The organism is Georgenia satyanarayanai (genome assembly GCF_023715365.1).
Classification (GTDB): Bacteria; Actinomycetota; Actinomycetes; order Actinomycetales; family Actinomycetaceae; genus Oceanitalea; species Oceanitalea satyanarayanai_B.
Genome location: NZ_JAMBNZ010000008.1, coordinates 94,198 through 120,531 on the forward strand (window position 1 = coordinate 94,198; position 26,334 = coordinate 120,531).

General features: G+C 75.0%; 21 protein-coding genes. 6 read left to right on the forward strand and 15 right to left on the reverse strand.

What is annotated here, in order from left to right; translation table 11 throughout:
* Window positions 1–71: 71 nt before the first annotated feature.
* From M3148_RS11305 to M3148_RS11315, 3 genes are all read left to right on the forward strand, one after another.
* Entirely contained in the window at window positions 72–404 is a 333-nt protein-coding gene (locus M3148_RS11305; RefSeq protein WP_251304806.1) for a thioredoxin family protein, read from the forward strand.
* A gap of 137 nt (window positions 405–541) precedes the next feature.
* Window positions 542–1,471: a hypothetical protein gene (locus M3148_RS11310; protein WP_251304807.1), complete on the forward strand. Its 930-nt coding sequence runs from the start codon at window positions 542–544 to the stop codon at window positions 1,469–1,471.
* Window positions 1,468–1,836 carry a GntR family transcriptional regulator gene (locus M3148_RS11315; protein WP_306469956.1) on the forward strand — a complete coding sequence of 123 codons (369 nt, stop codon included), beginning with the start codon at window positions 1,468–1,470 and terminating at the stop codon, window positions 1,834–1,836. Before M3148_RS11310 ends, M3148_RS11315 begins: the two co-directional genes overlap by 4 nt.
* 1 nt (window position 1,837) lies before the next feature.
* On the opposite strand, the gene M3148_RS11320 is transcribed toward M3148_RS11315, so the two are convergent.
* Complete coding sequence (locus M3148_RS11320) at window positions 1,838–2,245, reverse strand: MarR family winged helix-turn-helix transcriptional regulator (RefSeq protein WP_251304808.1); 408 nt, start codon at window positions 2,243–2,245, stop codon at window positions 1,838–1,840.
* Between the two features lie 158 nt (window positions 2,246–2,403).
* Here M3148_RS11320 and M3148_RS11325 point away from each other — a divergent pair, with 158 nt between their 5' ends.
* On the forward strand, window positions 2,404–4,227 hold the full coding sequence (locus M3148_RS11325) for an ABC transporter ATP-binding protein (protein WP_251304809.1): 1,824 nt from the start codon (window positions 2,404–2,406) through the stop codon (window positions 4,225–4,227).
* Window positions 4,228–4,419: 192 nt separating this feature from the next.
* On the opposite strand, the gene M3148_RS11330 is transcribed toward M3148_RS11325, so the two are convergent.
* The 6 genes from M3148_RS11330 to M3148_RS11355 all read right to left on the reverse strand — a co-directional run bounded on the left by M3148_RS11330 (window position 4,420) and on the right by M3148_RS11355 (window position 11,665).
* Complete coding sequence (locus tag M3148_RS11330) at window positions 4,420–5,190, reverse strand: HAD-IIB family hydrolase (protein WP_251304810.1); 771 nt, start codon at window positions 5,188–5,190, stop codon at window positions 4,420–4,422.
* A 32-nt stretch (window positions 5,191–5,222) separates the two neighbouring features.
* On the reverse strand, window positions 5,223–6,044 hold the full coding sequence (locus tag M3148_RS11335) for an aldo/keto reductase (RefSeq protein ID WP_251304811.1): 822 nt from the start codon (window positions 6,042–6,044) through the stop codon (window positions 5,223–5,225).
* Between the two features lie 219 nt (window positions 6,045–6,263).
* Window positions 6,264–7,235: an NAD-dependent epimerase/dehydratase family protein gene (locus M3148_RS11340; RefSeq protein ID WP_251304894.1), complete on the reverse strand. Its 972-nt coding sequence runs from the start codon at window positions 7,233–7,235 to the stop codon at window positions 6,264–6,266.
* 68 nt (window positions 7,236–7,303) lie between these two features.
* Window positions 7,304–10,003: an alpha/beta fold hydrolase gene (locus M3148_RS11345; protein WP_251304812.1), complete on the reverse strand. Its 2,700-nt coding sequence runs from the start codon at window positions 10,001–10,003 to the stop codon at window positions 7,304–7,306.
* Window positions 10,000–11,034, reverse strand: coding sequence for a 3-oxoacyl-ACP synthase III (locus M3148_RS11350; protein WP_251304813.1), 1,035 nt, complete (start codon window positions 11,032–11,034; stop codon window positions 10,000–10,002). Before M3148_RS11350 ends, M3148_RS11345 begins: the two co-directional genes overlap by 4 nt.
* Before the next feature lie 55 nt (window positions 11,035–11,089).
* The gene (locus tag M3148_RS11355; protein WP_251304814.1) at window positions 11,090–11,665 is read right to left on the reverse strand and encodes a DUF4282 domain-containing protein; all 576 of its coding nucleotides are present in this window, start codon (window positions 11,663–11,665) and stop codon (window positions 11,090–11,092) included.
* A 114-nt stretch (window positions 11,666–11,779) separates the two neighbouring features.
* Between M3148_RS11355 and deoD the strand changes: the two genes are divergently transcribed.
* Together deoD and M3148_RS11365 are read left to right on the forward strand one after the other, a co-directional pair.
* Window positions 11,780–12,496, forward strand: coding sequence for a purine-nucleoside phosphorylase (gene deoD, locus M3148_RS11360; RefSeq protein ID WP_251304815.1), 717 nt, complete (start codon window positions 11,780–11,782; stop codon window positions 12,494–12,496).
* Between the two features lie 159 nt (window positions 12,497–12,655).
* A complete protein-coding gene (locus M3148_RS11365) occupies window positions 12,656–15,820 on the forward strand; it encodes a BTAD domain-containing putative transcriptional regulator (protein WP_251304816.1) in 3,165 nt (1,054 codons plus the stop codon).
* Here the strand turns inward: M3148_RS11365 and M3148_RS11370 are convergent.
* The 8 genes from M3148_RS11370 to M3148_RS11405 are packed head-to-tail and all read right to left on the reverse strand — an operon-like array spanning window position 15,741 to window position 25,261.
* Window positions 15,741–17,435, reverse strand: a complete 1,695-nt coding sequence (locus M3148_RS11370) for a zinc ribbon domain-containing protein (protein WP_251304817.1) — start codon at window positions 17,433–17,435, stop codon at window positions 15,741–15,743. The genes M3148_RS11365 and M3148_RS11370 overlap by 80 nt on opposite strands.
* Complete coding sequence (locus M3148_RS11375; protein ID WP_251304818.1) at window positions 17,419–17,976, reverse strand: phage tail protein; 558 nt, start codon at window positions 17,974–17,976, stop codon at window positions 17,419–17,421. The genes M3148_RS11370 and M3148_RS11375 overlap by 17 nt, the downstream gene beginning before the upstream one ends.
* A gap of 1 nt (window position 17,977) precedes the next feature.
* Window positions 17,978–19,921 carry a putative baseplate assembly protein gene (locus M3148_RS11380; RefSeq protein ID WP_251304819.1) on the reverse strand — a complete coding sequence of 648 codons (1,944 nt, stop codon included), beginning with the start codon at window positions 19,919–19,921 and terminating at the stop codon, window positions 17,978–17,980.
* A gap of 2 nt (window positions 19,922–19,923) precedes the next feature.
* Window positions 19,924–20,328: a GPW/gp25 family protein gene (locus M3148_RS11385; protein ID WP_251304820.1), complete on the reverse strand. Its 405-nt coding sequence runs from the start codon at window positions 20,326–20,328 to the stop codon at window positions 19,924–19,926.
* A 12-nt stretch (window positions 20,329–20,340) separates the two neighbouring features.
* Complete coding sequence (locus M3148_RS11390; protein ID WP_251304821.1) at window positions 20,341–22,170, reverse strand: VgrG-related protein; 1,830 nt, start codon at window positions 22,168–22,170, stop codon at window positions 20,341–20,343.
* Window positions 22,157–22,924, reverse strand: a complete 768-nt coding sequence (locus M3148_RS11395) for a CIS tube protein (RefSeq protein ID WP_251304822.1) — start codon at window positions 22,922–22,924, stop codon at window positions 22,157–22,159. The genes M3148_RS11390 and M3148_RS11395 overlap by 14 nt, the downstream gene beginning before the upstream one ends.
* Before the next feature lie 10 nt (window positions 22,925–22,934).
* Complete coding sequence (locus M3148_RS11400; protein ID WP_251304823.1) at window positions 22,935–23,375, reverse strand: phage tail protein; 441 nt, start codon at window positions 23,373–23,375, stop codon at window positions 22,935–22,937.
* Window positions 23,372–25,261, reverse strand: a complete 1,890-nt coding sequence (locus tag M3148_RS11405; RefSeq protein ID WP_251304824.1) for a hypothetical protein — start codon at window positions 25,259–25,261, stop codon at window positions 23,372–23,374. Before M3148_RS11405 ends, M3148_RS11400 begins: the two co-directional genes overlap by 4 nt.
* Window positions 25,262–26,334: the final 1,073 nt, after the last annotated feature.

Sequence of the window (26,334 nt, forward strand, 5' to 3'; positions counted from 1 at the left end):
GGTGCCCGACCACCCTACGTGGGGCACCCGGCCGCGGCGCGAGGCCGCTGGAGGCTCCGTAGAATCGGCGGGTGACCTCCTCCTCCCTCACCGCGGACGCACTCGGACTGTCCGGGCCGCTCGGTGAGCGGGCGACCCTGCTCCAGATCTCCTCGGGGTTCTGCGCGCCGTGCCGGGCCGCGCGCGGCCTGCTCGCGCGGGTGGCGGAGACGACGCCGGGGGTGCGCCACCTGGACATCGACGTCGCCCACGACACCGACCTCGCGGCGCGCCTCGAGATCACCCAGACCCCCACCGTCGTTGTCCTCGACGCGGGCGGCACCGTCGTCACGCGCTACGAGGGGGTCCCGCGACTGGCCGCTGTGCGCGAGCTGCTCGACCGGCTCGCGCCCGCTGGAGCCTAGGCACGTCGGACAGCGCCCGCGCCCAGGTCAGCGACATGGCAGCAGAGTAGAACAGGCTGAGTCTGCGCGATGTATTGACACGTAACACACTGTGTTGCCACAATCAAGCCAACACCCTCTCCCGATGGAGGCCCGCCGTGATCGTCGATGCCCTCGCACTTCTCGCCCTGGGCGCTCTCGCGGTGCTGGCGCCGGCGAGCCCCCGCTTCCGCTCCCACCTCACCCGCCGCCTCGCCACCCAGACCGGCGGCAGCGTCCCGGCGCAGTACGCCCCGGCGCTCGAGGCACGCATGACCCGCCGGGCCCGGGCCGTCGGCTCGGGCATCCTGCTCGCCGGGGCGGCCCTCGTCATCCTCGCCCTCCTGTGGCCGGCCGGCGCCGACGCGCCGTCCGGGGGCTACGTCGTCGTGTCGCTCGCCTTCGTCTTCGGCGCGGCGGGTCTGGCCGTGGTGGAGATCGCCCGGCCCGGCACCGTCGGGGACGCTCCCCGCACCGCCCGCGCCACCGCGCCGACGATGAGCGACTACGTCCCACCCGCGGATCGTGCGCTGTGCTGGGCCTTCGCCGGCGTCGGCCTCCTCGTCCTCGTCATCACCCTCGCGCTCGGTGGTGGCCGCTGGTTCGACGCGGACACGCTGTGGCGCAGCCCGCTGCCGGTGCTGGCCGTCGCGCTGCCCGTCCTCACCGCCCTGTCGGAGCTGGCCATCCGCCGCGTGCTCGACGCCCCGCAACCCAGCCGGGGCCGGACCGAGCTCTACTGGCAGGACGCCGTGCGCGCCAGCACGCTGTCCTCGCTCATGGCGCCGCCGGCTCTCGTCGGCCTCCTCGCGCTCGTCGTCACCGGCGCGGTGCTCGACGACGCCGCCTCCGTCGCCGCCGTGGCCACCGGCGAGGTGGGCCCGGCATGGAGTCTGTGGCTGCTCGTCGGCGGGTACGTCCTGCCGTTCGTCCTGCTAGCAGTCGCGCTCGTCGTCGCGACGAGACGCGGTGGCTCGGCGCCGCAGCGCTTCCGCGAGCGACTGTGGGACGGGCAGCAGCTCGGTGGCCCGGCCGCGGCGGGGGCATGATGCTCAGCATCGACCCCGCGTCTCCTGCCGCACCGTTCGCGCAGATCCGGGCGCAGCTCACGGCGCAGATCACCACCGGGACGCTCAAACCGGGGGACCGCCTGCCGACCGTGCGCCGGCTCGCCGGCGACCTGGAGATCGCGCCGAACACGGTGGCCCGCGCCTACCGCGAGCTCGAGGCGGACGGGCTCATCGTCGGACGGGGCCGGTCGGGGACGTTCGTCATCGACCCCGCGGCCGAGCGTGCGGGTGGCGACCACGCCGCCGCGACGCGAGCCGCAGAGGCCTACGCCCAGACCGTCCGCTCGCTCGGCATCGACTCGCGGGAGGCGCTCACCCTGGTGCGGCAGGCGCTCGGCGTCTGACTCAGTCGACGAGCCGGCGCAGCAGCGAAGCGAGCTGCTCGCGCTCGCTCGCGCCCAGCCGGCTGAAGAACTCCTCGGCCGCCGCGCCGCGCAGCTCGTCCGCCGCCGCGTGCACCGTGCGGCCCTCGTCCGTGGCGACGACGAGGACGGCCCTGCGGTCGTCGGGGTCGGGCTGCCGGGCGACGAGACCGCGGGCCTCGAGGGAGTCGACGACCTCGGTGGCCGAGCGCGGGGCGATGCGCAGGTGAGCGGCGACCTCGCTGAGCCGGGCGCCGTCGTGTCCGCACACCGTCCGCAGCGCCCGCGCCTGGTGCGGGGACAGGTCCCAGTCCTCCAGCGAGGACCACGTGCGGCGGCGCAGCGCGCGGCTCGCGTGCATGAGTGCTTCGCTGAGCTCGGGGTCGGCCATGCCGTCAACAGTAGCGCGCACCCACATAGTGAGGTAACCTCGCTATTGCGTGCGGCGCGACGGTCACGTCAGGACATCGCCGGCCAGTCCCGCGCCCCGCCCCTGAACCGGTCCGACGGCACCCAGCCGTCGCCACTCGAGAAAGCGAGGTGGCGCTCATGTCGAGCCCCTCATTCCGCCCCCACGGCCCCACCCGCCGCGACCCGGCCGACGCCGCCCAGCTCGAGTCGCACCCCGTGAGCGTGCGGCGTATCGCCGCCCTCTTCGGGCCGCACCGCCGTCGGCTGCTCGTCGTCGTCGCGCTCATCGCCGCGAGCTCCGTCATGGGCCTGGCGACCCCGTTCCTCACCCGGCACGTCATCGACATCGCCCTGCCCGAGCAGGACGTGCGCCTGCTCCTCGTGCTCGTCGGCGCGATGCTCGTCGTCACCGTCGTGACGGCGGCACTCGGCGTCCTGCAGACGTGGATCTCCACCGACGTCGGCCAGAAGGTCATGCACCGGCTGCGCACCGACGTCTTCGTCCACCTCCAGCGCCAGCCGATGTCCTTCTTCACCCGCACCCGCGGCGGTGAGGTGCAGTCGCGCCTCACCCACGACATCGGGGCGATGCAGTCCGTCGTCACCGGCACCGCCACGGCGATCACCGCGAACGTCACGACGGCGATCGCGACGATCGTCGCGATGATCGCACTCAGCTGGCAGCTCGCGCTGCTCTCCCTCGTCGTCCTGCCGCCCGCCATCTGGCTCACCCGCCGCGTCGCGCAGATGCGCCGCGAGGTGACGGCGAAGCGCCAGAAGGCGCTGGCCGGCCTCCACGGCCAGGTGGAGGAGTCGCTGTCCGTCAGTGGCGCGCTCCTCGCCAAGACCCTCGGCGCCGGCCCGGAGCTGAGCCGCCGCTTCGCCGACTCCTCCAGCGAGCTCGCCGACCTCGAGCTGCGCTCGGAGCTCGCCGGCCGCTGGCGGATGGCGACGACAAGCGTCATCTTCTCCGCTATCCCCGCGCTCATCTACCTCGTCGCGGGCCTGCCGGGCTCCGGCGACATCACGATCGGCACGCTCGTCGCCTTCATCGCCCTGCAGTCCGGGCTGTTCCGCCCGCTCATGGGCGTGCTCAACACCGGCGTGCAAGTGACCGCGTCACTCGCGCTGTTCAGCCGGATCTTCGAGTACCTCGACCTGCCCGTGGAGATCGACGACCCCGTGGCGCCGGTGGCACTGCCCTCCGGCGGCGGTCCGGGCGCCGTCACCTTCGAGGGCGTCACCTTCCGCTACCCCGACGCGGACGCCGACGCCGTCACCGGCCTCGACCTCCACGTCCCCGCCGGCACCCGGCTGGCCCTCGTGGGTGAGTCCGGGGCGGGCAAGACGACGATCGCCGGCCTCGTGGCGAGGCTCCAGGACCCGACGTCCGGGCGCGTGCTGCTCGACGGCGTCGACCTGCGCGACCTCACCCTGGCCGACCTCGCCTCCCAGGTGGGTGTCGTCTCCCAGGAGACCTACCTGCTCCACACGACCGTGCGCGAGAACCTGCGCTACGCCCGGCCCGAGGCGACCGACGAGGAGATCGAGGCCGCGGCCCGCGCTGCCCAGGTCCACGACGTCATCCTCGCCCTGCCGCATGGCTACGACACCGTGGTCGGCGCGCGCGGGCACCGCTTCTCCGGCGGCGAGAAGCAGCGCCTGGCGATCGCCCGCACGCTGCTGCGCGACCCCCGGGTGCTTGTCCTCGACGAGGCGACCAGCGCCCTGGACACCCGCACCGAGCACGCCGTCCAGCAGGCCCTCGACGTGCTGAGCCGGGGCCGCACGACGATCACCATCGCCCACCGTCTCTCGACCGTCCGGAGCTCCGACCTCATCGCCGTCGTCGACCACGGCCGCATGGTCGAGGTGGGCAACCACGAGGAGCTACTGGCGGAGGACGGCCACTACGCCGCCCTGGTCGCGGCGGCGGAGCGCCAACCCGCCCTGGTCCCCTGACCGCGCCAGAATCCCGCCACAAAGCCGCGGTCCGGCGTCATCAGGCAGGCTTGGACAAGCCTTAGGCCTTGATTCACTCAGTGACGTGGGGCCTTTGTGACGGGATGCGAAGGAGGCGTCGTGTCACCGACGTCCCACAACCAGGGAGCGCCTGCTCGCGGTGGTCTCCCCGCCGACCTCCGGCCGCGCCACTCAGCGGGCCGCCGCCGCGACCTCGGCCACAAGAGTGCGGACCGTCCGGGCGGTCTCCTCCCAGCCCTCCACGGCGATGCACGGGACACCCATGGCCTTGACCGGGTAGTCGTTGCCGCCCTCGTCGAGGCGGTCGCCGATGAAGAGCATATCGGCGAGGTCGATGCCGGTGTGCTCGGCCAGGCGCGTCATCCCGTAGGCCTTGTCGACGCCCTGGCGGGTGATGTCGATCGACGTCGAGCCGCCGGAGCGGACCTCGAGCTCGGGCAGCAGCGGGGCGACGGCGGCGCGCAGCTGCTCCTTCTTCTCCCCCGTCGGGTCCCAGGCGCGCTTCGCGTCCAGCGGGGCCTGCTGCCCGAGGGCGGAGAAGGTGATCTGCGAGCCGCGGTCCTCGAGGGCCGGCCCCCAGGTCTGCTCCTCCCACAGCCCCAGCCGCCGCGCCTCGCGCTGAAGCACGGCCAGTGCCTCGGCGCGCTCCGCGGCGGCGAGGTCGTGGGCGTAGATCTCCTGCAGGTCGCCGCCGTCGTCGTAGCGGTAGTAGCGCGTGCCGCAGGTGGGCATGAGGTGCAGACGGGATCGTGCGGCGTCGTCGAGCTCGAGACGCTCGGTCACCTGGGTAGTGAACTGCTCGAGCTGCCCGCCCGAGATGATGCACACCGGAACGACCGCGAGCAGCGCGGTGAGCGCGTCCGCCATCTCCGGGTGGATCGGGGACTTCGAGGGCGTGAGGGTGTCGTCGAGGTCGAAGGCGACGAGTCGCGCGGCAGGCATCGGCTCAGGATACAAGCGCGCCCGGTGACGACTCAGAACTCCTCGTGCGTGTCCGGGTCGTGGCTCTGCCGGCCGCGCTCGAGGCGGCTGATCTGGGCCATCTCCGACTCGCTCAGCTCGAAGCCGAAGACGTCGAGGTTGAGGCTCTGCCGGTCCGGGCTGGCGGACTTGGGGATCGGAAGGACGCCGAGCTGGATGTGCCAGCGCAGCACCACTTGCGCGGTCTCCACGCCGTGCCGGCCGGCGATCTGCTCAAGGGCCGGCTCGGTGAGGAGCGAGGCGCTGCGGGCCAGCGGGCTCCACGACTGGGTGAGCACCGTGCGCTCGGCGTCGGCGGCGCGCATGTCGGCCTGGGTGAAGTAGGGGTGCAGCTCGATCTGGTTGACGGCCGGCGCGACGTCGGTCTCGGCGATGATCCGGTCCAGGTGCGCGGCCGTGAAGTTCGAGACGCCGATCGAGCGGACGACGCCGTCATCACGGAGCTTGACGAGCGCGCGCCAGGAGTCGACGTACTTGTCCAGGCGCGGCAGCGGCCAGTGGATGAGGTAGAGGTCGACGTACTCGAGGCCGAGCTTCTTCCGCGAGGCCTCGAGGGCGCGCAGCGCCTCCTCGTAGCCCTGGTCGCTGCCGCGAAGCTTGGTCGTGACGACGATCTGCTCGCGCGGGACGCCGGACTCCGCGATACCGCGGCCCACGGCCTCCTCGTTCTCGTACTTCGCGGCGGTGTCGATGAGCCGGTAGCCCATCTCGAGCGCCGTCCGCACGGCCTCGGGGGCCTCCTCGCCCATCGGCCAGGTGCCGAGGCCGATCGCGGGGATCCGGTTGCCGTCGTTGAGCGCGAGAGTCGGGATCATGCCCTCCATTGTGGCGGTGCTCGGCCGAGCTACGCACCCGCGATCGCCCACTCTCCCGCTCCCCGAACACGACCTCCCCGGTTCTCCTCGTGGCGATGTGCTGTGAGAGGGAAGTTCACAGGGCAAGCGGGGAGCCCGTTGGAAAGGGAGCCAGAGCGGTCCGGCTGTCGGCGCAGGGGTGGGGCGGAGGAATCCGGCTGTCGGCGCGGGGGTGGGGACTCAGGCGCGACGGTAGTGCTCGGCGAGCCTTGCGAGGCCCTCGTCGATGCTCACGGCGGGCTCCCAGCCGAGCACCTCGCGGGTGCGGCGCTGGTCGAACCAGTGCGCCGTGGAGAGCTGCTCGGCGAGGAAGCGGGTCATCGGCGGCTCGTCGCGGCCCGGGCGCACCGCCCACACGGCCTCGACCAGTCCGCCGGCGATCTTCGCGAGCCGCGCCGGCACGCGCCAGGCCGGCGCCGGGGCCCCGGCGGCGAGCGAGATCCCGGCGATGAGGTCACCGATCGCGCGCGGTTCCCCGTTGGTCACGACGAGCGCCTGCCCGTGCGCCTGCGGCGCCCGCTCGAGCGCGGCGACGAGCGCGTCGGCTGCGTTGTCGACGTAGACCGAGTCGACGAGCACCGCGCCGTGGTCGAGCAGCGGCAGCCGCCCGCCCCGGGCACGCTCGACGATCCGCTCGACGAGCTGCGTGTCCCCCGGCCCCCACACGAGGTGCGGGCGCACGGCGACGACGGCGAGGTCCGGCCCGTCAGCCCCCAGCGCGAGCAGCTCGGCGGCCGCCTTGGTCCGGGCGTAGTTGCCGCGCGCGTGCTCCGGCTGCGCCGGTCCGGCCTCCTCACCGACGAGGGACCCTCCCGTGTGCGCGACCGACGGCGAGGACACCTGGACGAAGCGCCGCACCCCCGCGGCTCGTGCGGCCGCGAGCAGCGTGCGCGTCCCCTCGACGTTGACCTGCTCGTACTCGTGCCGCGGCCCGCTCACCGACACCTTCGCGGCGAGGTGGACGACGGCGTCACGCCCCTCGACGGCGCGCATCACCGCTGCGGGGTCGGTGAGGGACCCGAGGGAGTCGCTCGCCCCCTCGACGCCGGCGGGGCGCCGCTGGAAGGTCCGCACGTCGTGGCCCGCGGCCACCAGCCGCTCCGCGGTGCGCCTCCCGAGCATGCCGCTGGCCCCGGTGACGAGGACGCGCAGAGCCTCAGGCGCCGCGGTCTCGGTCGTGGTGGCGGGGGCGTCGACGCGGCGGCGACGGCGCTGCCGGGTCACGGCTCCCCCATCCGCCCGCCGGCCAGGGCGCGCTCGGCCCACCGGCCGATGCGGCCGCGCTCGATCTTCGCGTTGTGCCGCACGTCGGTCGGCAGCTCCCGCACGCGCAGGACCGCGGCGACCGGGACGTCGCACGCCTCGGCGACGGCGCGGCGCACCGCGCTGGCGAGACCGGGCGTCGCGAGGGAGGCGCCGGCGCGGGCACGGCGGTCGACGGCCGGATCGGTCTCGAGGACGACGACGAGCTGCTGGGTCCCCGGGGGGCCCACACCCACGGCGGCCGCACGCAGGACACCGGGCACCCGCTCGGCGGCGTGCTCGACGGCCACGGGCGTGATGACGCCCCCGGGTGCCGTGACGACGTGCGACAGGCGCCCCTCGACCCACAGCCGTCCCTCGGCGTCGAGGTGCCCGACGTCGCCGGTGCGGTGACGGCCGGGATGGTCGGCGCTGACCTCCTGCGTCGCCCACAAACGGTCGTAGGTGCGCTTGAGGTGCGGCGCGGCGACGAGGATCTCCCCCGTCACGCCCGGTGCGTCGGTGGGCTCACCCGTGGCGGCGCCGTCGTCGAGCGGGATGATCGCGACCTCGGTACCGGGCACGGGGCGGCCCACGCAGGTGCCGCCGCCTGCGCCAGGCACGGTGCCGACGTCGGCGAGGGCGCGGTGGATCTCCTCGAGGTCGATGTCGGTGACCGGCAGGACCTCGGTCATCCCGTAGGGCGTGCGAGCGCTGGCGCGGGGCATGACCTCGGCGACGCGGGCGAGGAGCTCCGGCGGGATCGGCGCGCCCGCGGACAGGAAGAGCCCGACGCCGGAGAGCGCCTCACGCTGCTCGGCGGACAGCTCGCCGGCGGTCGTGAGGACATTGCGGAGGGCGGAGGGCGAGGTGAAGACGGCGGTCGCACTGCTCGCGCGGACCGCCTCGGCGAGCGCGGCCGCGGTGAGGGTGGCCGGCGAGGTGACGTCCATGTCGGGGACGACGGCGAGGGAACCGAGCGCGGTCCCGAGCAGGGCGAAGGGCGCGAAGCCGGCGACGAAGGAGGACTCGCGGCCCAGGCCGTAGGTCGCGGCGAGGGTGTCGCGCATCCCGCCCAGGCCGCGGTGGGTGTAGACGACACCCTTGGCCGGGCCGGTGGAGCCGGACGTGAAGAGGATGGCGGCGTCGTCGTCCGGTCCGGGCAGGGGCGGCAGCTCGGTGCCGGCGCGCTCGAGCTCGGCGCCGCGGGCGGTGAGCCCGGGAAGGGTGTCGGTGACGCCGAGCGCACGGGCCTGCGCCGGCGGGAGCTCGCTCACCGCGACGCGACGGCCGGGCCACGACAGGAGCCGCGCGCCGACGAGGCCGCGGTCGATGCCGATGACGACGTCCGGGGATGCCCCGCGGATCGCGCGGCTCATCCCGCGCAGTCCAAGGCCCTGGTCGGCGATGACGGCGACGGCGCCGAGGCGCAGGCAGGCGAAGAGCGCGGTCGTGAGGTCGACGCCGGGGGTGACGAGCAGGCTGACGCGCTGCCCGGGCCGCACGCCGGCGTCGTGCAGGCCGAGGGCGAGGTGGCGCACGCGGGTGGCGAGGTCGCGCCACGTCACGGTGTCGGTGCCGCCGGGGTGGAGGGCGACGACGGCGGGGGCGTCGTCGTCGCGGCGCTCGTCGAGGACCGCCGCGAGCGGGCGGACCGGAGCCGCGCCGGCCGGAGGAATCCGGCTGTCGGCGGGGAGGGGGGTGGCGGCGGGAGCGGGGAGGGGGGTGGGGGCGGGAGCCGCGCCGTCGGGCGAGATCCAGCTGTCGGCGGGGAAGGTGGACTCGAGCCAGCGGGTGACGGTGCCGGCGACGTCGACGTCCTCGGCGAGGAGGTGGCCGGCGCCCTCGAAGCGGTGCACGTCGGCGTGCGGCAGGCGGCGCAGGAGGTCCTCGAGGTAGCGACGCTGGAAGATCGGGTCGCGCGGTCCCCACAGGACGAGGGCCGGCACCTCAAGGCTGGCCACGCCGTCGGCGATGGCGTCGAGGGCGGGGCGGCTCGGGTGGCTCGGGTCGGCGGGGATGTCGGCGACGAAGTCGGCGACGGCGCGGCGGTCTTCGTCGTAGGGCGCGAGGTAGGCGGCGCGCACCTCCCGGCTCAGCGGCGGGTGGGCCAGGGCGAGGGTGGCGCGCAGGAAGGTGCGGGTCCCGCTCGTCGCCCAGGCGTGCACGCTCGGGTTGCCCGCCAGCCGCAGCAACGCGGGGAGCTCGCCGTCGTCGTCGTGGTGGACGGCGGTGTTGGTGAGGACGACGCCCGCGAGCAGCTCGGGGTGCGCGACCGCCCAGCCCAGGGAGACGACGCCGCCCCAGTCGTGCCCCACCGTGACGACGGGGCCGGTGAGGCCGAGGTGGTCGGTGAGCTCCCCCAGCTCGGCGACGCGGTCGGCGAGGCGGCGGAAGCGCCCGTCACGCTGGGACCAGCCCATACCGAGCTGGTCGACGGCGACGACGCGCCAGCCGGCCGCCGCGGCCGCGGGCAGCAGGGAGCGCCACAGGTAGGACCACGTGGGGTTGCCGTGGACGGCGAGGAGCGTGCCGCGGGCCTCGCCGGTGAGGTCGGGGGCGTTGTCGAGCAGGTGCCAGGTGACCGGGGGGTCCTCCCCCGTAGCAGGGACGGTGACGCGGCGGCTCCAGCGAGGGTCGAGGCCGGGCAGCTCGGGCAGGTCGGTGCCCGGGCTCACCACTGCAGCTCGAGCATCGCCGTGTTGAGGCCCGACCCCACCCCCAGGCACAGCACCCGGTCCCCCGGCGCGAGGGTGTCGGCCTGGGCGGCGAGGGTCATCGGCAGCGACGCCGGGCCCACGTTGCCCCAGTAGCCAAAGGTGATCGGCACGCGGTCCTCGGGGAGGTCGATCGCGTCGATGACGGCCTTCGTGTACGGCGTGGAGATCTGGTGGGTGACGTAGCGGTCCATGTCGCCCCACTGGAAGCCCGCGCCGTTGTTCGCCTCGGCGAAAGCGGCCGTGACGAGCGGCAGACCGCCGTCGAGCAGGCCCTTGGTGTCGGTGAACATGCCGTCGAGGCTGCCCACGCACAACTCGTGGTGCTCGGTGCCGGCCCGCGAGACGCCGCCGACGACGCGGTGGCCACCGGGGTGGAGGTCCGCGCGGCCGATGACGGCAGCCGCCGCGCCGCTGCCCAGGGTGAGGGAGGCGAACTCGCGGCGGTAGTCCTCGCGGGTGACCTCGGGCCGCGCGAGGCGACGCAGGGTCGTCTCCTGGGTGCCGCGGGCGTCCTCGCTGTTGACGATGACGGCGTAGTCGATCTGCCCGGCATCGATCATCGTCGCGGCGAGCATGATGCCGTTGACGAAACCGAGGCAGGCGTTGGCGATGTCGAAGTTCACCGCCGAGGACGGCAGCGACAGCCCGTGGTGGATGCGCACGGCCACGGAGGGCTCGAGGTGGGTGCGCGTCACGGAGGTGTTGACCAGGAGCCCCACGCGGGCCGGGTCGACGCCGGCCTCGGCCAGCGCCTTGGCGCCGGCCTCGATGGCTGCGTCGTCGAAGCGGGTACCCGGCTCCCACCAGCGCCGCTCCACGACCCCCGAGACCCGCTCGAGGAGGTTGTCGGGAAGACGCAGCCGCCGACGCGTCGGCGCCAGCTCCTCCTCGAAACGCGACGACGGCACCCGCACGGGAGCCTCGATGTGCGTGACAGCAAGGAGTGCCGCATTCGAGTAGCGGAAGGTCGCGTTACCAGCGGGAGTCACCAGACGACTTTATCCGGAGCACGTCGAGAGGCGCACACCGGGGCGACGGCGGCTGTCAGTGGGACCGCTCACCCTGGCGCTCGCCCGCGCGGTCGAGGAAGTACTCGAGCCAGAAACGGGCAAAGGCGACGAGCACGAAAGCGCCGAGCGGTCCGGTGGCGAGGAAGAACAACCCGTAGAGGCTCCACTGACTCCCGCCCACGAAGGGGTTCCTCGCCATCCCGAAGGCACCGATCGCGCCGATGACGGCGACGATGAGGCCGAGCAGCGCGAGGACGAGGACGGCGACGTAGACGATCCGTGCGAGGCCGGGTGTGATCCGGCGCGTGAAGCCGAGGTCGGCGAGCCCACCGAGGGCGGAGGGTCGCTGCTGCGGCTGGGAGTAGCCCTGACCGAAGCCCTGTCCCGGTCCGGCCTGCTGCGCCGGGTAACCCGGCGCGAACCCCTGCTGCGGGTGACCGGACTGCTGCGGGTACCCCGGCTGCTGCGGGTAGCCGGGATAGCCACCGAGCTGCGGCTGGCCCGACGCCGGCTGGGCCGGCTGGCCGCCGGGCGGCTGAGCGCCCCAGGGGGCCGGCGGCGGCGGAACAGGGCCGTCCTGCGGCGCGTGCTCGCTGTGCTGGTCGGACATCGTGGCCCCTGACGTCGGCGGGTGGAGTCACGGCGAGCCTAGTGCCCGGTCCCCCGATCCGGGCGAAGTGGCGTGGCAGCATGGGTCCACCCGTCCGTACCCCTGGAGGTCCCTGTGCCCACGCCCCACATCGCCGCCGCCCCCGGCGACTTCGCCCCCGCTGTCCTCATGCCGGGCGACCCCCGGCGGGCACAGCGCATCGCCGAGCAGCTCATGCCCGACGCCCGCCTCGTCAACGACGTGCGCGGCATGCTCGGCTACACCGGCACCGTGGACGGCAAGCCGCTGAGCGTCATGGGCTCGGGAATGGGACAGCCCTCGGCGACCATCTACGCCACCGAGCTCTTCCGCGAGTACGGCGTCCAGCGCATCATCCGCGTCGGCACGGCCGGGGGCATCTCCCCGAAGGTCAAGGTCGGCGACGTCCTCGTGGGCCTGGGCGCCCACACCGACTCGGCGATGAACCAGCACCGCATCCCAGGGATCAACTTCTCCGCCGTCGCGTCCTTCGAGCTGGCGGAGGCCGCCGTGCGCGCTGCCCGGGAGCAGGGCATCGAGCGTTACCACGTCGGCACGATCGTCTCCCGGGACCACTTCTACCTCAAGGTGCCCGGGCAGACCGAGGCACTGGGCGCCTACGGGGTGCTCGGCGTCGAGATGGAGGCCGCCGCCCTCTACGGCGTGGCCGCCGAGCTCGGCCGCCAGGCCCTCACCGTCCTCACCGTCTCCGACCACCTGCTCGACGGCTCCCAGGACATGAGCGCCGAGGAGCGCGAGACGACCTTCCAGGGCGCGCTCTCCCTCGCCGTCGCCGCCGCCCTCAGCGAGTAGCCCCGGCGCCCGCCCGCCCGGTCTCCGGCGAGGCGGCCGGTCGGGTGATCGAGGACGACGACGCCGGACCGTCCCCGACCGCCCAAAATGTGCGGTTGGGGGCGGGGTGGGCTTCTAGACTGGCTGGCACGACGGGCGTTGACAGGGACGGGGGGTCCTATGTGCCCCACAGGTGGCGAGCCGGACGGCGCCCTGCGCGCCGGGGTTCCCCGCGCCAGCACCGCCGCCCCGCAGGTCTCCGGGCTGCGCCGCCCCCAGCTGCTGCGGGCCCTGGACGCCGTCGCCCGCGACCGCATGGGCCTCGTCGTGGCCCCGCCGGGCACCGGCAAGACGACGCTCATGGCGCAGTGGGCCACCGCCAGCGGTCTGCCCGTCGCGTGGTGCCGGCTCGACGCGGGGTCCACCGGCCGCCTCGTCCCCCTCCTGCACCGGGCGCTGGCCCCCCACCTCCCCACCGACGACGCCTTGGCCACGCCCGAGCAGCTGGCGCTGGCCCTGGAACGGCTGCCCGGCCCGGTGCTCCTCGTCCTCGACGACCTCCACGTCCTCGCCGGCCAGCCCGCGGAGGCAGAGCTGGAGCAGGTGCTCCTGCTGGCCCCGCCGCAGCTGCGGGTGCTCATCGGCTCCCGGCGCATGCCCGGCTTCAACCTCGCCCGCAGCGAGCTGGCCGCGCTCGTCGTCCTCACCGGGGAGGACCTGCGCTTCCGCACGTGGGAGGTCGAGACGCTCTTCCGGCGGGTCCACCGCGCCCCGCTCCCCCCGCACGACACCGCCGCGCTCACCCGGTACACCCAGGGCTGGGCGGCCGCCCTCCAGCTCTTCCACCTGTCCACCCTCGACAGCCAGCCCGCCGACCGGCACCGTGCCGTGCACGCGCTCGCCGGGCGCGCTCGTTACGCGCAGGACTACCTCACCGGTCAGGTGCTCGCCGGGCTGCCGCCGGAGACCACCGCGTTCCTCGTGCGGACCTGCGTCTTCGACGCCCTCACCGCCGACCGGTGCAATGCCCTCCTCGGCACGACGGACGCGCAGCGGACGCTGCGGGACCTCGTCACGCGCCAGGCCCTGACGACGACGACGGACGGCGGTGACACCTTCAGCTACCACGAGGTGCTGCGCCGCCACCTCGAGACCGCGCTGCGCGAGGAGCTCGGTCCCGCCGGTACCGCCGAGTGGTACGTCCGCGCGGCGGCGATCCTCGAGGATGAGGGGGACCTCGTCGAGGCGCTACGTGCGCGGGCCCGGGCCGAGGACTGGCCAGGCGTGCGTGCCCTGCTCCACGAGTCCGGTGAGCGGGTGTTCGTCGCCCCGCACCAGGCTCGGTCGCGCGACCAGACATGGGCGGGGCTGCTGCCGGCGTGGCTCACCGCCTCCGACCCGTGGTGCTGCCTGGCCGACGCCCGCCGGCTGCTCGGGGACGGGCGGCTCGACGACGCCGCGGCGGCCGCCGAGCGCGCGCGGGCCCAGTTCACCGACGCGGGCGGCCAGCGGCTGTGCGACGAGCTACGGGCTGACATCACCGCGTGGCGCGGCGGGCCGGTACCGCCACGGCCCCGGTGGCCCGACCTCCTCCTCGCCGCCACCCGCCGTCATCCGCTCGACGTCGCGCGTCGCGCCGCCGGGGCGGAGGACGCCCTGGTGCGGGACGTCACGGGCTTCGCCCACCTCCTCGGTGGGGATCGCCGGGCGGGCAGCAGGGAGCTGCGCACCCTCGCGGATCAGCCCGAGGGCACCGCCCCGGGCCTGGCCCTCACCGCGCGCCTGGTCCTCGCCACGCTCGGGACGATCGTCCCCGGCGGCGCGGGCAGACGCGCCGAGGTGCGCACCGGCCCCCTCACCTCCCCGCAGTCCTCGCCCTTCGACCAGATCTACCTGGAGGCGGAGCGTCACGGCCTCACCTGGCTGGCCCGACTCACCTCGGCGATCGCCGTTGCCGGGCACGGGGGTGACCGCCGGCCGATGGCCGCCGTCATCGGGGACCTCGACGCCCGCGGCGACCGGTGGGCGGCCGCCATCGTCGCCCTCGTGTGGTGCTTCATCCGGCTGCCGTCAGGGACGGTCGACTCCCGCACCCTGGACCAGCTGCGCCGCCGCCTGCGCGACCTCGACGCCGGTGTCCTCGAGGCCTGGGTGAGCGCGATCGGCGCGTTGCTGGCCGCGGCGCAGCAGCTGCCCGACGCCGCCGAGCAGGCCCGCCTCGCCGAGGCGCACTCCCGGTCCGCCGGCGTCCCGGGCGCCTGCGCCCTCGCCTACGCCGCCCTGGCCGCGGCGCGCACCGAGGACCGCGAGGAGCTCCTCACGCTCGCCCGGACTACCGCCAGCACCACCGGCCTGGACTGCCGCCCGTGGGCGTGGCTGGCGGACATGTCCCCGTGGTCGCACGAGCCGGCCGGCCCGCGGCCGACCGTCCCGGATCCGGGCGACCCCGCCCTCCCCACCCCGTCGGCGGCCCCCACTGCTGCGGCAAGCCCTTCGACGAGCGTCCCGTCGGCGGCCAGCCCTCCCGATCCGGGCTCCGGCCCCGCCCCCGTGCTCACCGTCCGCTGCTTCGGTGAGCTCCAGCTGCTCGTCGACGGCCGGGTGCCCGACCTCAGCGGGATCCGTCCCCGCGCCCGGACGGTGCTGCGCTTCTTCGCCGTGCACGCCGGCCGCTCGGTCCACCGCGAGCTCATCGCCGACGCCCTGTGGGGTGAGCTCGACCCGGCGGCGGCCATGCACAACCTCCAGGTGAGCGTCTCGAGTCTGCGCGCGGCGCTCGAGCCCGGCGTGCCCGGGCGGCACAGCCGGATCGTCGTGCGGGACGGTGAGTCCTACATGCTCGCCCTGGGCCCCGGCTCCACGAGTGATGTCGTCGAGGTCGACGAGGCGCTGTCCGCGGCCGCGAGGGCCGCTCGGCGCGGTGACGTCACGGGCCAGCGCGCCGCGCTGAGCACGGCGCTCGCCGTGTACACCGGGGACGTCCTGCCCGAGGAGGGCCCCGCGGACTGGCTCGTGCCCACCCGCGAGCGCTACCGCACCCGGGTGGCGGAGGCCGCCGCCCTGCTCGCCGAGCTCGCCCTCGCTGCGGGCGACCACGCCGAGGCCGTGCGTGCGGCACAGCGCAGCGTCGACGTCGACGAGTACCGCGACGACGCCTGGCGCACCCTCGTGGCCGCGCTCCGGGCCGCTGGGGAGCCGGCCGCCGCCGAGCGCGCCGCCCGCTCCTACTCGCAGGTGCTCCGCGAGCTCGGGGTGGCCGAGGACCTTAGCCCCGCCCCCGGAGCTCCACCTCCGCCAGCGCGACCGGCGCCCCCAGCTCCTCCCCGTACACCGAGAGGATCGTGAGGCGGACCGACTCGACGTCGCTGAGACCCACCGACACCGGCTGCGGCTCCCCGGTGTCGGTGAGCTCGACGTCCTGGACCTCCTCGCCCTCCGGCGTCGTCATGGTGAGGCGCAGCCCACGAGGCCGTGCCTCCAGGAGCCGCTGCTCCTCCTCCCCGCCGTTGCCGGCGACGACGAGCACGGTGACGAGGCGCGCCGGTTCGGGAAGGACGAGCTCGACCGACTCCCCGATCCCGTCGCCCTCCGGGGCCCACGAGCGGTCGAGGATCCCGTCGCGCACCTGGGACGCGGGACGGTCCGCCCGCGCGCTCGAGGCCACCACCTCGGACGGGTTGATGGGCTTGTCGCCCGCCACCCTGTCCACGACGGCGGCGTAGGCACCCGCGAGGGAGTCGCGGGCGTACCAGGCACCTGTCCCGAGCAGGCCGAGGATGACGATGGTGACGACGAGCCTCGTGGGGAACCGACGACGACGGCGCGCACGGGGCCGCGTCCCCGCCGCCGGTCCCTGGCGGGGCTCGGGGCGCAGCAGGCGCCGCCACCACGAGCGCTCCGGCTGGACCGGGGCGTCGGTGAGGTCGGCGCCGCAGCGGCGGCAGAAGTGCCGGTGCGGTGCGTTGCCCACCCCGCAGGCGCCGCAGACGAGCTCGCCCGGGCGCGGGGGCGGCTCCTCCTCCTCGGCCCGTGGCACCGGGCGGCGCTGCACGGGCGCGCCGGGCTTGCGCGCCGCGGGCTGGCGAGGGGCCGGCCGGCCCGGTTTGGCGGGGCTGGGCTGCGCGGCGGCGGGTGCCTCCGCGACGTCGGCCGGCCGCGCCGACGCCCCCTGCTCCCGCGGCTCCGCCGACGGCGGTGCCGCCGCGGCAGCGGCACCCGCCCCCGCGGCGCCGGAGGGCCCGCCGGCGGCGGCACCGCCTCGTGCCGCCTCGGTGCCCTCGCGCGCGGCGGCAGCCGCCGCCTGGGCGAGCGGACCGCCCCCGGCCGCCCGGACCGCCTGGTCTGCTGCCGTCCGGCCGGGTGCCCGCGTGGCACCGCGTGCCTCGGACCGGGCGCGGGAGGCGGTGCTGCTCGCCGTCGACAGCGCCCCGCCCGTGGCCTGGTCGGCGGCCCGGCGCGCCGCCCGCGCCGCCCGTCCGCCGAGCCCACCGAGCGCGCCCGAGCCGGCTGCAGTGACCGTGGGCGGCGCAGCCGATGCCGCAGCCGGTACGGCGCGCGGTGCGGAGGGGGCGACCGGCTCCTCGCCCGGCGCGGCGTGCGGGGGCCCGGCTGCCGACGCCGGCTCGTCGGTCGCCGCACGGACGCCGTCGTCGGCTCGCGCGGCCCCGCCCGCGCCGGCGCCGTCCGACCCCGCGGCACCGCCCGCCCTGCCACCGTCGGCTGTCTCTGCGCGACCTGCCCCGCCGTGGTCGCTCCCCACGGGCGCAGCCCCGCTGCCGCCGTCGCCTCCCGCGGGCGCACCCGCGCCGCCCCCCGCGACCTCAACTGTGCCGGCAGCGCCGGTCCTTGCGCCGTCGGCGACCGCGACCTGCGTCTCCTCCCACTCGAGGTAGGTGCCGCAGCTGCCGCAGAACAGCTCGCCGTCCTCGTTGCGGCTTCCGCACTCAGGACATGTCTGCATCGGAGTCCTCCACGACATCGATGGTGTGGGCCACGTGCGCCGGCTTGACGGTGGTGACGACCCGCTCGAGGCGGGTACGGTCCACGGCCCCCGGTTCGCGCACGTGCACGACCACTCGCAGCAGCGGCTCCGGGGAGCCCGGGAGCGCGGCGCCCGGCTGCGCGGACCAGCTGCTCGCACCGTTCTCCTCCACCTCGACCCGCCCGCCGACGACGAGCCGCACGGCGTCGACGATGCCCGCGGGGGTCCCACGCACGCGGTGGATGGCGGCGGCCCCGGCGACGATCTCGCGGCGCCGCTCCACCGACCACGTGTCGTCCACCTCGATCCCCACCCACTCCGCGAGCCAGTCGAGGAAGTCGGGCGGCGCGAGCTCGGGGTCGACGTAGCAGGCGAGGGTGTCGAGGGTGAGGAAGAGCGGGGCGAACGCCGCGTCAAAGGCCTGGACGAAGCGCTGGAGGAACTCGTCCTCCTGGTAGACGGCCGGCAGCCGGTGCGCCACGGGCGCGACGCTGGGCAGGCGGGGGACGGTGCCGCGCACGTCATCGCCCCCCGACGACGCGCACCTGGTGCTGGTAGGAGAACACCAGTCCCTGCGGGTCGATGTCGATGCGCTGGACCGGTTCGCCGCGCTTGCCGGTGATCGGGTCCGCGCCGAAGAGCTTGACGTCCTCGACGATCTCGGTGCCGCGCAGCGCCTGGAGGACGGCGTAGACCTCCCCGGCGTGGACGGGGCGACCGAAGGGCCAGCCCTCGGCGTCGGGCCCGCCGGAGACGGGGTCGAAGTAGGTGTTGAGCGCGGTGACGGCCTCGCGCTCGAGCCGCTCGACGTCCGCGCGCGGGCGCGCCGCGAGCCGCGCCACGATGGTCACGCCCTGGTAGAAGGGCGGCTCGACGAGGAGCCGGGCCCCCACGGGGCGGCGGCGGTCGAGGTGCTCGGTGATCCGGGCGAGGGCCTCCTCGCTGGGGACGAGGTCCTCGAAGCGCAGCCGGCCGGTGTCGTCGGGCACGGCGGAGGGCACGACGAGCAGCCGGACACCGCCGGACTCCTCCGGCGTCGTCGCCGGCACGCAGCGCACCCGCGCCACCGAGGGCTCGGCCCGCAGCGCGAGCTGCTCGTAGTCCTCGGCGGTGATCGCGCGGTCACGGGTGCGCAGGAGCAGCGGGCCGCGCTGCCTCGCCTCGGCGACCGACTCCCCGGCCACGCCCCCGAGCGCCGGGCGGCGGTTCTCCACGCGGTCGACGAGCGGGATGGGGGTGCGCATGTCGGTGATCGTCCGCGCGGAGACGTTGCCCCGCGGCCCACCGCCCGTCCGGTAGACCGGCACCCGCAGCGGTGCGCCCTTGGGCGGCACGGCGCCGTAGGAGCGCAGGGTGCCGTCGGCCTGTCGGACCGCCGGCCCGAAGTGCACCTCGCCGGTGGCCCGGTCGAGGAGGAAGACCTGGTCCTCGGGTCCCGCGGAGGCGAAGGACTCCACCTCCACCCACTCGTCCCAGCCGCTGCCGGCGGCCACCTGCACGACGACGTCGCCACCGGCGACCACCGGGCTGCGGTCGAGGTGGAACACCTGGGCGGGCACCCCCTCGGACAGGCCGAGGATCTCGTCGCGGACCAGCTCGGCGTGGCTTGCGGGGACGGTGCCCCCCATCGTGAAGGCGGAGACCGCGCCGATCGTCGGTGAGGCGCTGTAGCGCGGGTAGCCCTCGGGCGGGTCGACGACGCGGCAGCGCAGCCAGCCGGCGCGCTTGCCGTCGATGATCGAGGCCCGGTGGTCGGGCACGTGCAGGACGACGTCACCGGAGCGGTTGAGGCCGCCGGTCCCGTCGGAGTCCACGTCACAGGCCCGCCAGCCGGTCCCGGTCCACGCCTCCCAGGTGATCGGCGGGAAGCGGGGGTCCACGCCCACGCCGCGGACCTCGCTGTCGAAGCGCAGGACGACGATGCACGACGGCGCCGCGTCGTCCAGGCCGAGGAGGACGACGTCGTCGTGCGCCGGGGTGTCGGTGAAGACGGCGAAGCGCTCCGCCGCCCGCAGCGCGTCACCGCGGTCGACGACGCCCCCGCCGAAGCCCTGCGTGAGGACGAGGGACAGCGACCGCGGGGGCACGACGAGGTCGCGGGTGGTGCGGAAGACGACCGGCTCCTCGGTCTCCGTGCGAGGCGTGACGGCCTCCGACTGGGCCGGGACGACGACGATCTGGTCCTGGGCGGCGGAGAGCCAGTAGGTGAGCTCCGCGGACGCGGCCGTCGGCGGGTGCAGCGTCATCCCGAGGAGGTCGAGGAAGGAGACGTAGAGCTTGTCCGGCACCCGGTTGAGCCGGTAGGACAGCTGGTCGACCATGAGCGCGAAGGTCTCCACGAGGGTGACGCCGGGGTCGGAGACGTTGTGGTCGCTCCACTCGGGGCAGGTGGCCTGGATGTGGCGCTTGGCGTCGTCGACGAGCTGCTGGAAGCGGCGGTCGTCGAGGTTCGGGGCGGGGAGCACGGCTAACCCTCCTCGTGCTGGGGGATGACGTAGAACGGGAACACGAGGTTGCGGGGGTCGTTGGTGCCCCGCAGCGTGTAGGCGATGTCGATGTAGAGCACGCCCTCGTCGATCGCGTCGAAGCGGACGACGACGGCGGCGAGCTCGATCCGCGGTTCCCACCGCTCCAGCGCGACACGGACGCTGTAGGCGATGTCGCCCGCGGTGGCGGCGTCGGCCGGCGCGAAGACGTAGTCGTGGACGGAGCAGCCGAACTCGGGGCGCATCGGCCGCTCCCCCGGTGAGGTCGCGAGGATGAGCCGGATGCTCTCCTCGATCTCGCGCTCGCCGGCGACGAGCGCGATCCGGCCGGTGGCGTCCGTGCGCAGCGGGAAGGCCCACCCGGTGCCGATGAACTCCTGTCCCATGACGAGCCCCCACTAGTTGATCTTCACGAGGGAGCCGCGGACGGTGGTGACGCCGGCGCTGGTGAGCTCGGCGGTCCCCTTGGCGTCGACCTTGACCGTGGCCCCGGTGAGGGCGGCGCTGGCCTGCGCGTCGGCGCTCAGCTGCGCGGCCATGAGTGCCAGCTTCGCGCTGGCCTCGATCGTCACGTTCATCGCCTTGAGGGACAGGTCCCCCGTGCTCGTGGTGACGGAGACGTTCTTCTTCCCCGTGACGGTGATGTCCTGCTCGGCGGTGACCTCCAGCGGCCCCTGGGAGATGAGGACGACCCCCTTCTGCCCGGTCTGGGTGAGGGTGAGGTGCTGGGCGCCGTTGTTGGTGGAGACCGTGAGGGCGTCCTGCTGCCCGTCCTCGAGGAACTCCACGACCATGCCGGTCCGGGAGGTGAGGGCGCGCCGCTTGACCGAGCCGTCGCTGTGGACGTGCGCGGCCCAGCCCGCACCGGCCACGTCCTTGCCGTTGTACAGGCCCCCGAGGACGTAGGGCTCGTCGAAGGAGCCGCCGAAGGCGACGAGGACCTCGTCGTTCACCTCGGGCAGCCACGACACTCCGCGCTGCGCTCCGGCACCGAGCTGGACGGGCCGCGCCCACCAGCTCTCGTAGCCGTCCGCGAAGGGGAACTTCACCTTGACCCGCCCGTGGTTGTCCGGGTCCTTGACGTTGGTGACGAGGGCCGTGGTGGCTTTCCACCCGGCGGCCGCGGGCGGCTGGCCGCCGGCGATGACTCCGTAGACGGAGCGGTCCGAGACGTCCGCGGCGCTGAAGGAGGTCACGTAGCCCTCCCGTTCCGCGAAGTCGTGCCGCACGGTGGTGAGGACGTACTTGCCGCTGAACTCGGGCCCGACGTCCACGACGTTGACCGCCGTCGCCGCCCGCAGCCGCGGGTTGCCGCGCACGAGCCCCTCGACCTCGGCGAAGCCGCCGGCACGGGCGGCCGCGCTCACCGTCGCCGCCGTGCGGGCCGCGTCCAGGGTGGCGAGCCCGGACACCGGGAGGAGGTGCTTGGTCCCCTTGAGGTCCCGGGCGAGCGCGACCGGGGTGGTCTGGAGCACGGCCGCCTGCGTCTCGACCCGTCCCGGGGCGACGACGTCGCGCTTGGCGGTGTAGTCCCAGCCGCGGGCCTCGACCTCGGGCACCTGGGTGGACGCGGTGACGGTCGCGCGGAAGGAGAGGAGGTTGCGGCCGGCGGAGAGCACCTCCGGCGTCACACGCGGGTCGGTTCCCGACGGCGCGGTGCTCGCCGTCGTCGGGGTGTCGAAGTGGACCGTCCGTCCCCGGACCCAGACCGCGGCGCCCACCGTCCGGGCGAGCCGGCAGAGGAGCTCCCAGTCCGACTCCCCGTCCCGGGACAGGTGCTTGTGCTTGGTCGTGAACGGACCGACCTGAGCCTGCAGCCCGGCCTCCCGCAGCACCTTGCCCACGACGTCCGTGACGGACATCTCCGTGAAGGCCTCCACCTTGGCGCCGGACTGGAGCCGGCAGCGCACGTCCAGGGCGCGCACGGTGGTGAAGGCGCCGGTCTCGTCGATCTCCTTCTCCAGCGCGGTGACGTCCCCGTCGAAGAGCGGGACCGGAGCCCCCTGTCCGCTCTGCTGCACCGCGACGGACACGGCGGCGCCGATCTTCGCCCCGATGGTGCCGAGGATGTCGTGGTGTGCGTCGCTGAAGCGAAGGACGGCCATGCTCGGGACGTGGACGGAGTCGTCGACGTAGGCGGAGGCGAGCATCGCCGTCGCGGCGGGCGGCAGCGCCGTCCCGTTGACGGACACGACGACCTGGCTGCTGTGCTCCTCACCGAAGGGCACGGGACACCTCCCCGCCCACCGGCGCGAGCTCCTCGACCGCGGGGAGCATGACGGCGGTGCCCAGGCGGACCCGGAAGGGGTCGTCGATCCCGTTCGCGGCCGCCACTGCCCGCCACAGGTCCGGCCGGCCGTACTCGCCGTAGGCGAGTGCGGGCAGCGTGTCCCCCTCGGCCATGACGTGGACGCGGCGCGGGACCAGGCCGCCGGACGTGGGGTTCTGCCCGGACGGGTCCCCGGACAGCTCCTCGAGCACGACGGAGACGACGGCGCGGATCGGCACCCCGCCGCTGGTGAAGAGGGTGTACTTCGCCGACACGCTGGAGATGTAGGAGAGGAAGCCGGTGATCCCGCCCCACCGGAAGACCGCCCACGGCGGGGAGTCGCGCTTCTGGTCGTGGGAGCTGGTGGTCGGCACGCAGCAGCCGAGGAGCAGGTCCACGGCCTTCACCACCGAGTCGTCCTGGGTGTCCGACGCGTCGAGGAACATCTCGAGGTTGAGCTTGGAGGGCTGCGGGCCCTTGTACTGGGGTGGTCCGCTGCTCCGGTTCCCGGTGCCGGTGGCGCGGGCCCAGGTCGCCGCCTTGGCGATGGTCAGCTCCTTGGGGTTGAACTGGAACTGGACCCGTTGGAGCGCCGCTCCGGGCTTGGCCAGCGAGCCGTCGCGCGAGGGCTCGTACAGCTGGAGGTAGGCCTTCTCGAACTTGCTGGCGCTGCCGGCCGACGCGGTCGCGGCTTCCAGCCCGGGGTTGACCATTGCCGCTGCCCTACTTTCCGGAGTCCAGGAATCCGTGGTGGGCGAGCTCGAGCGTCTCGGTGAGGACCTTGCCCTGGTCCGCGGTGAGCGAGGGGCCGGTCCACCGGACGGGGACGACGCGCTTGAGCTTCCACTCGGCGACGACCGTGCCCGACGCCGTCATCGCCTTGATCGTCCCGGTCACCTCCTTGTAGCCCCTCGCCACCCCCGCGATCCACGAGGCGATCTTGCTCGTGTCGGCGCCCAGCGGCCGGCTCAGCTTGATGTTCGAGTACTTGATCCGGGTGGGCAGCTGCCACACGAAGCGGTTGTTGCCGCCCTCCTCGCGCGTCTCGAGGACGAACTCGCAGCCGAGCCCCTCGCAGCTGCTGAACGCGCCGAGGTTGGCGTGGTCGATGGTGACGACGTACCGCACCGAGACCGCGGTGTCGGTCTCCGCCAGGACGGTCATGGCCATCTCCGATCTGTCCGCAGCCCCCGACGTTCGCGGTCGAGGAGGATCTCGTGCCGCATGCGTCGCAGCAGCGGCGGGAACAGCGCGTCGACGAGCCCGGCGAGCTGCGCCGGGTCCGGCACCGCGGCCGGGCTCGACCCGGCCGGCGCGTCGGCGGGGGCCGCGTCGGTGACGACGACGTCGGTCGTCCCCGTCGGCGCGTCCTCGGACGGCTCCGGCACGACGGCGGCGGGCGGCGTCTGCACGGCGACGTCGGCCGGCGCCGGGGAACGACGCCGGTGCTCAGCCAGGGGGCGAGGGCGCAGCCCGCGACCGCTCACCTGGCCGGGGACGAACTCCCCCTGCACGGTCGCGGCGTCCCAGCTGTCCGGGTCGCGGTGGGCCGAGGTGCCGGCGAGGAGCGGCAGGGCGCCGGACGGCACCTTACTTCCGGCCCAGACAGACACGGACGAGGTGGCGACGGACCGGGCCACGGCGGGCAGGTCCAGGGACCCGGCCATGGCCGACGTGCCGACAGGCCGTGCCGCGGCGGGGAGGTCGACGGACCTGGCCACGGGCGAGATGCCGACCGACCGGGCCACGGCGGGCAGGTCCAGCGACCCGGCCATGGCCGACGTGCCGACAGGCCGTGCCGCGGCGGGGAGGTCGACGGACCTGGCCACGGGCGAGATGCCGACCGACCGGGCCACGGGAGGAAGCTCGGCAGACCCGGCCATGGGCGAGATGCCAGCCGACCGCGCCACGGTGGGGAGCTCGACGGACGCGGCGAGCAGGTCACCGGCCCGGACGACGGACGGCATCCCGACGGAGCCCGTCCGTACGTCACCGGGCCAGGAGGCGCCCTGCGTCGCCGCGGGACCGACGGGCACGTCGGGGGACCGGTCGTCGGTGGGGGCGCCCGGAGCCCGGGCTGCGCTGGTGGCGGTCCGACCCGCCGACGGGACGTCGACGGACCGGGCCACGGCCGGCGCACCGGCGGAGACAGCGACCGGCCGCGCACCTCCGGACGTGCTCACGGCGGACGTCGCCGACCGGGCGACCGAGGCCACGGCACCTGGGCGGGACCGTGCGGACGACGGATCGCCGATGCCGAGCTGGCGGGCGGCGGTCGCAGCCACTCCTCGCTGCAGGGGACGCAGCCACTCCGCGAGCGTGCCGGTGACGGCGGAGCGCTGTGCCGCGAGCGGGGCCTCCCCCGGCGCCGGGTCGACCGCTCGGGGCGCCACGGTGCGCCACGGCAGAGGTGGCGCGGCGGCACCGGCCGCCACGCGGGCGACGACCACCACCGCCCGGCCGATGCCCTCTGCGCCAGGCGCCCCGGCGAGCGGCAGCTCAGGTCTGACGGCTCCGGCGGGCACGGCCGTGCTCCCCGTCCCACCGGCCGACGCATCGAGCGTCAGGTCCAGCGCCGCAGCAGGTTCTGCCAGGGTCGGCCCGGATCCCCCGGTGTCCGTTCCGGAGGCGGCACCGACGGACCCGTCGAGTGCGTCGGGAGAGGAACGACCAGCGGCAGGCTCGGCGCTGGGCTCGGTACCGGCCCGCTGGACCGACCACGCGTCAGGCGAGGCGGAGTCGGCCGCAACTGCGGCGTCCTCGCCGCCCGGGAGCGGGACGCTCGGCCGGGCGTCGGCGCCATGACCGCCGGGGACCGAGGCAACCGGGAGCTGCGCGTCAGCACGCTGAGCGACCGCCGTCGGGACCGGCGGCCCTGCACGACCCGTCGTCGTCGATGCCTCGCCGAGCGTTCCCGCCGTTCGGTCCTGCACCCGGGGCAGGCCACCGAGGGCGGGCGAGATCCCGGTGCCTGACGCCTCCGGCGACGACTCGAGCGCGGGCGTCGGCAGGTCCTCCGCGGAACGCTGGAGGGAGTCGGTCCGGCTCACGCCGCCGCCCGATGCCTGGCCCACGGCGGGCGGACCTGCTGCCGCCGCACCCGAGACCGGCGGTGGTGCTGCGTCCGGCCCGGCCACGCTCCTGCCGGCGACCGGCATGGCGGCGACGCCGAGTGCGGCGGAGGGCGGGGCGATTCTGCTTCCGGGGGGCGGTGCCGCGGGCGGTGTGCTGGCGGAGAGCAACGGCGCGGTGACCGCGGCCTGCGAGCTCGGCACCGAGGGTGGTGCCGCGGGAGCAGTGTCCCGGCTGACGGAGGACGGCGAGTCGGTCGCGCCCCGAGCCGACGGCGACTGCGAGGCCCCGGTGGCTCGGCTCACGGAGAGCGGCAGTGCGGCTGCCTGGGCCGGAGCTGATGGTGCCCCGGTGGCTCGGCTGACGGAGAGCGGCGGTGTGGTTGCCTGGCCCGGACCTGATGGCGCGCCCGTGGCAAAGCTGACGGCCGGTAGTGCAGCGGCCTGGCGCGGGGGCGATGGCGTCCCGGTGCCACGGCTGACGGAGACCGGCAGTGCAGCGGCCCGGCCCGGACCCGAGGCCGCCCCGGTGGGACGACTGACGGAGACCTGCGGTGCCGCCGCCCGGTCCGGAGCCGATGGCGCCCCGGTGGCGGCGGGGGTCAGCGGTGCGACTGGCTCGGCCGGAGCCGATGGCGCCCCGGTGGCGGCGGGGGTCAGCGGTGCGACTGGCTCGGCCGGAGCCGATGGCGCCTCGGTGGTGCCGCTGACAGTGGCAGTGGGTGTGGCTGTCGGACTCGGCAGCGACGGCGGTGTGCCGGGCGCGGTGTCCCCGCTGGGGGTGAGGGGCGCTGCGTCTGCGGGATCGGGCCGGGCGGGCGCTGTCGTCGCCCCGGCGGGACCGTCGGCACCGGAGCCTCGTGCCGCAGCGGCCACCCGGTTCACGGGGAGCTCTGCGGACCGGCTCACCGTCGGTGACGGCACCGCTCCCCCGCGTGTCGGCGCCGCAGCGGTGGTCGACGGGAACCGCGGGGAGCTCTCGCCGTTCCCGCCCGCAGGTGCTCGGCCGGCAGCGCTCCCCGGAGCACCGATCGTCCCGACGTCGTGGACGG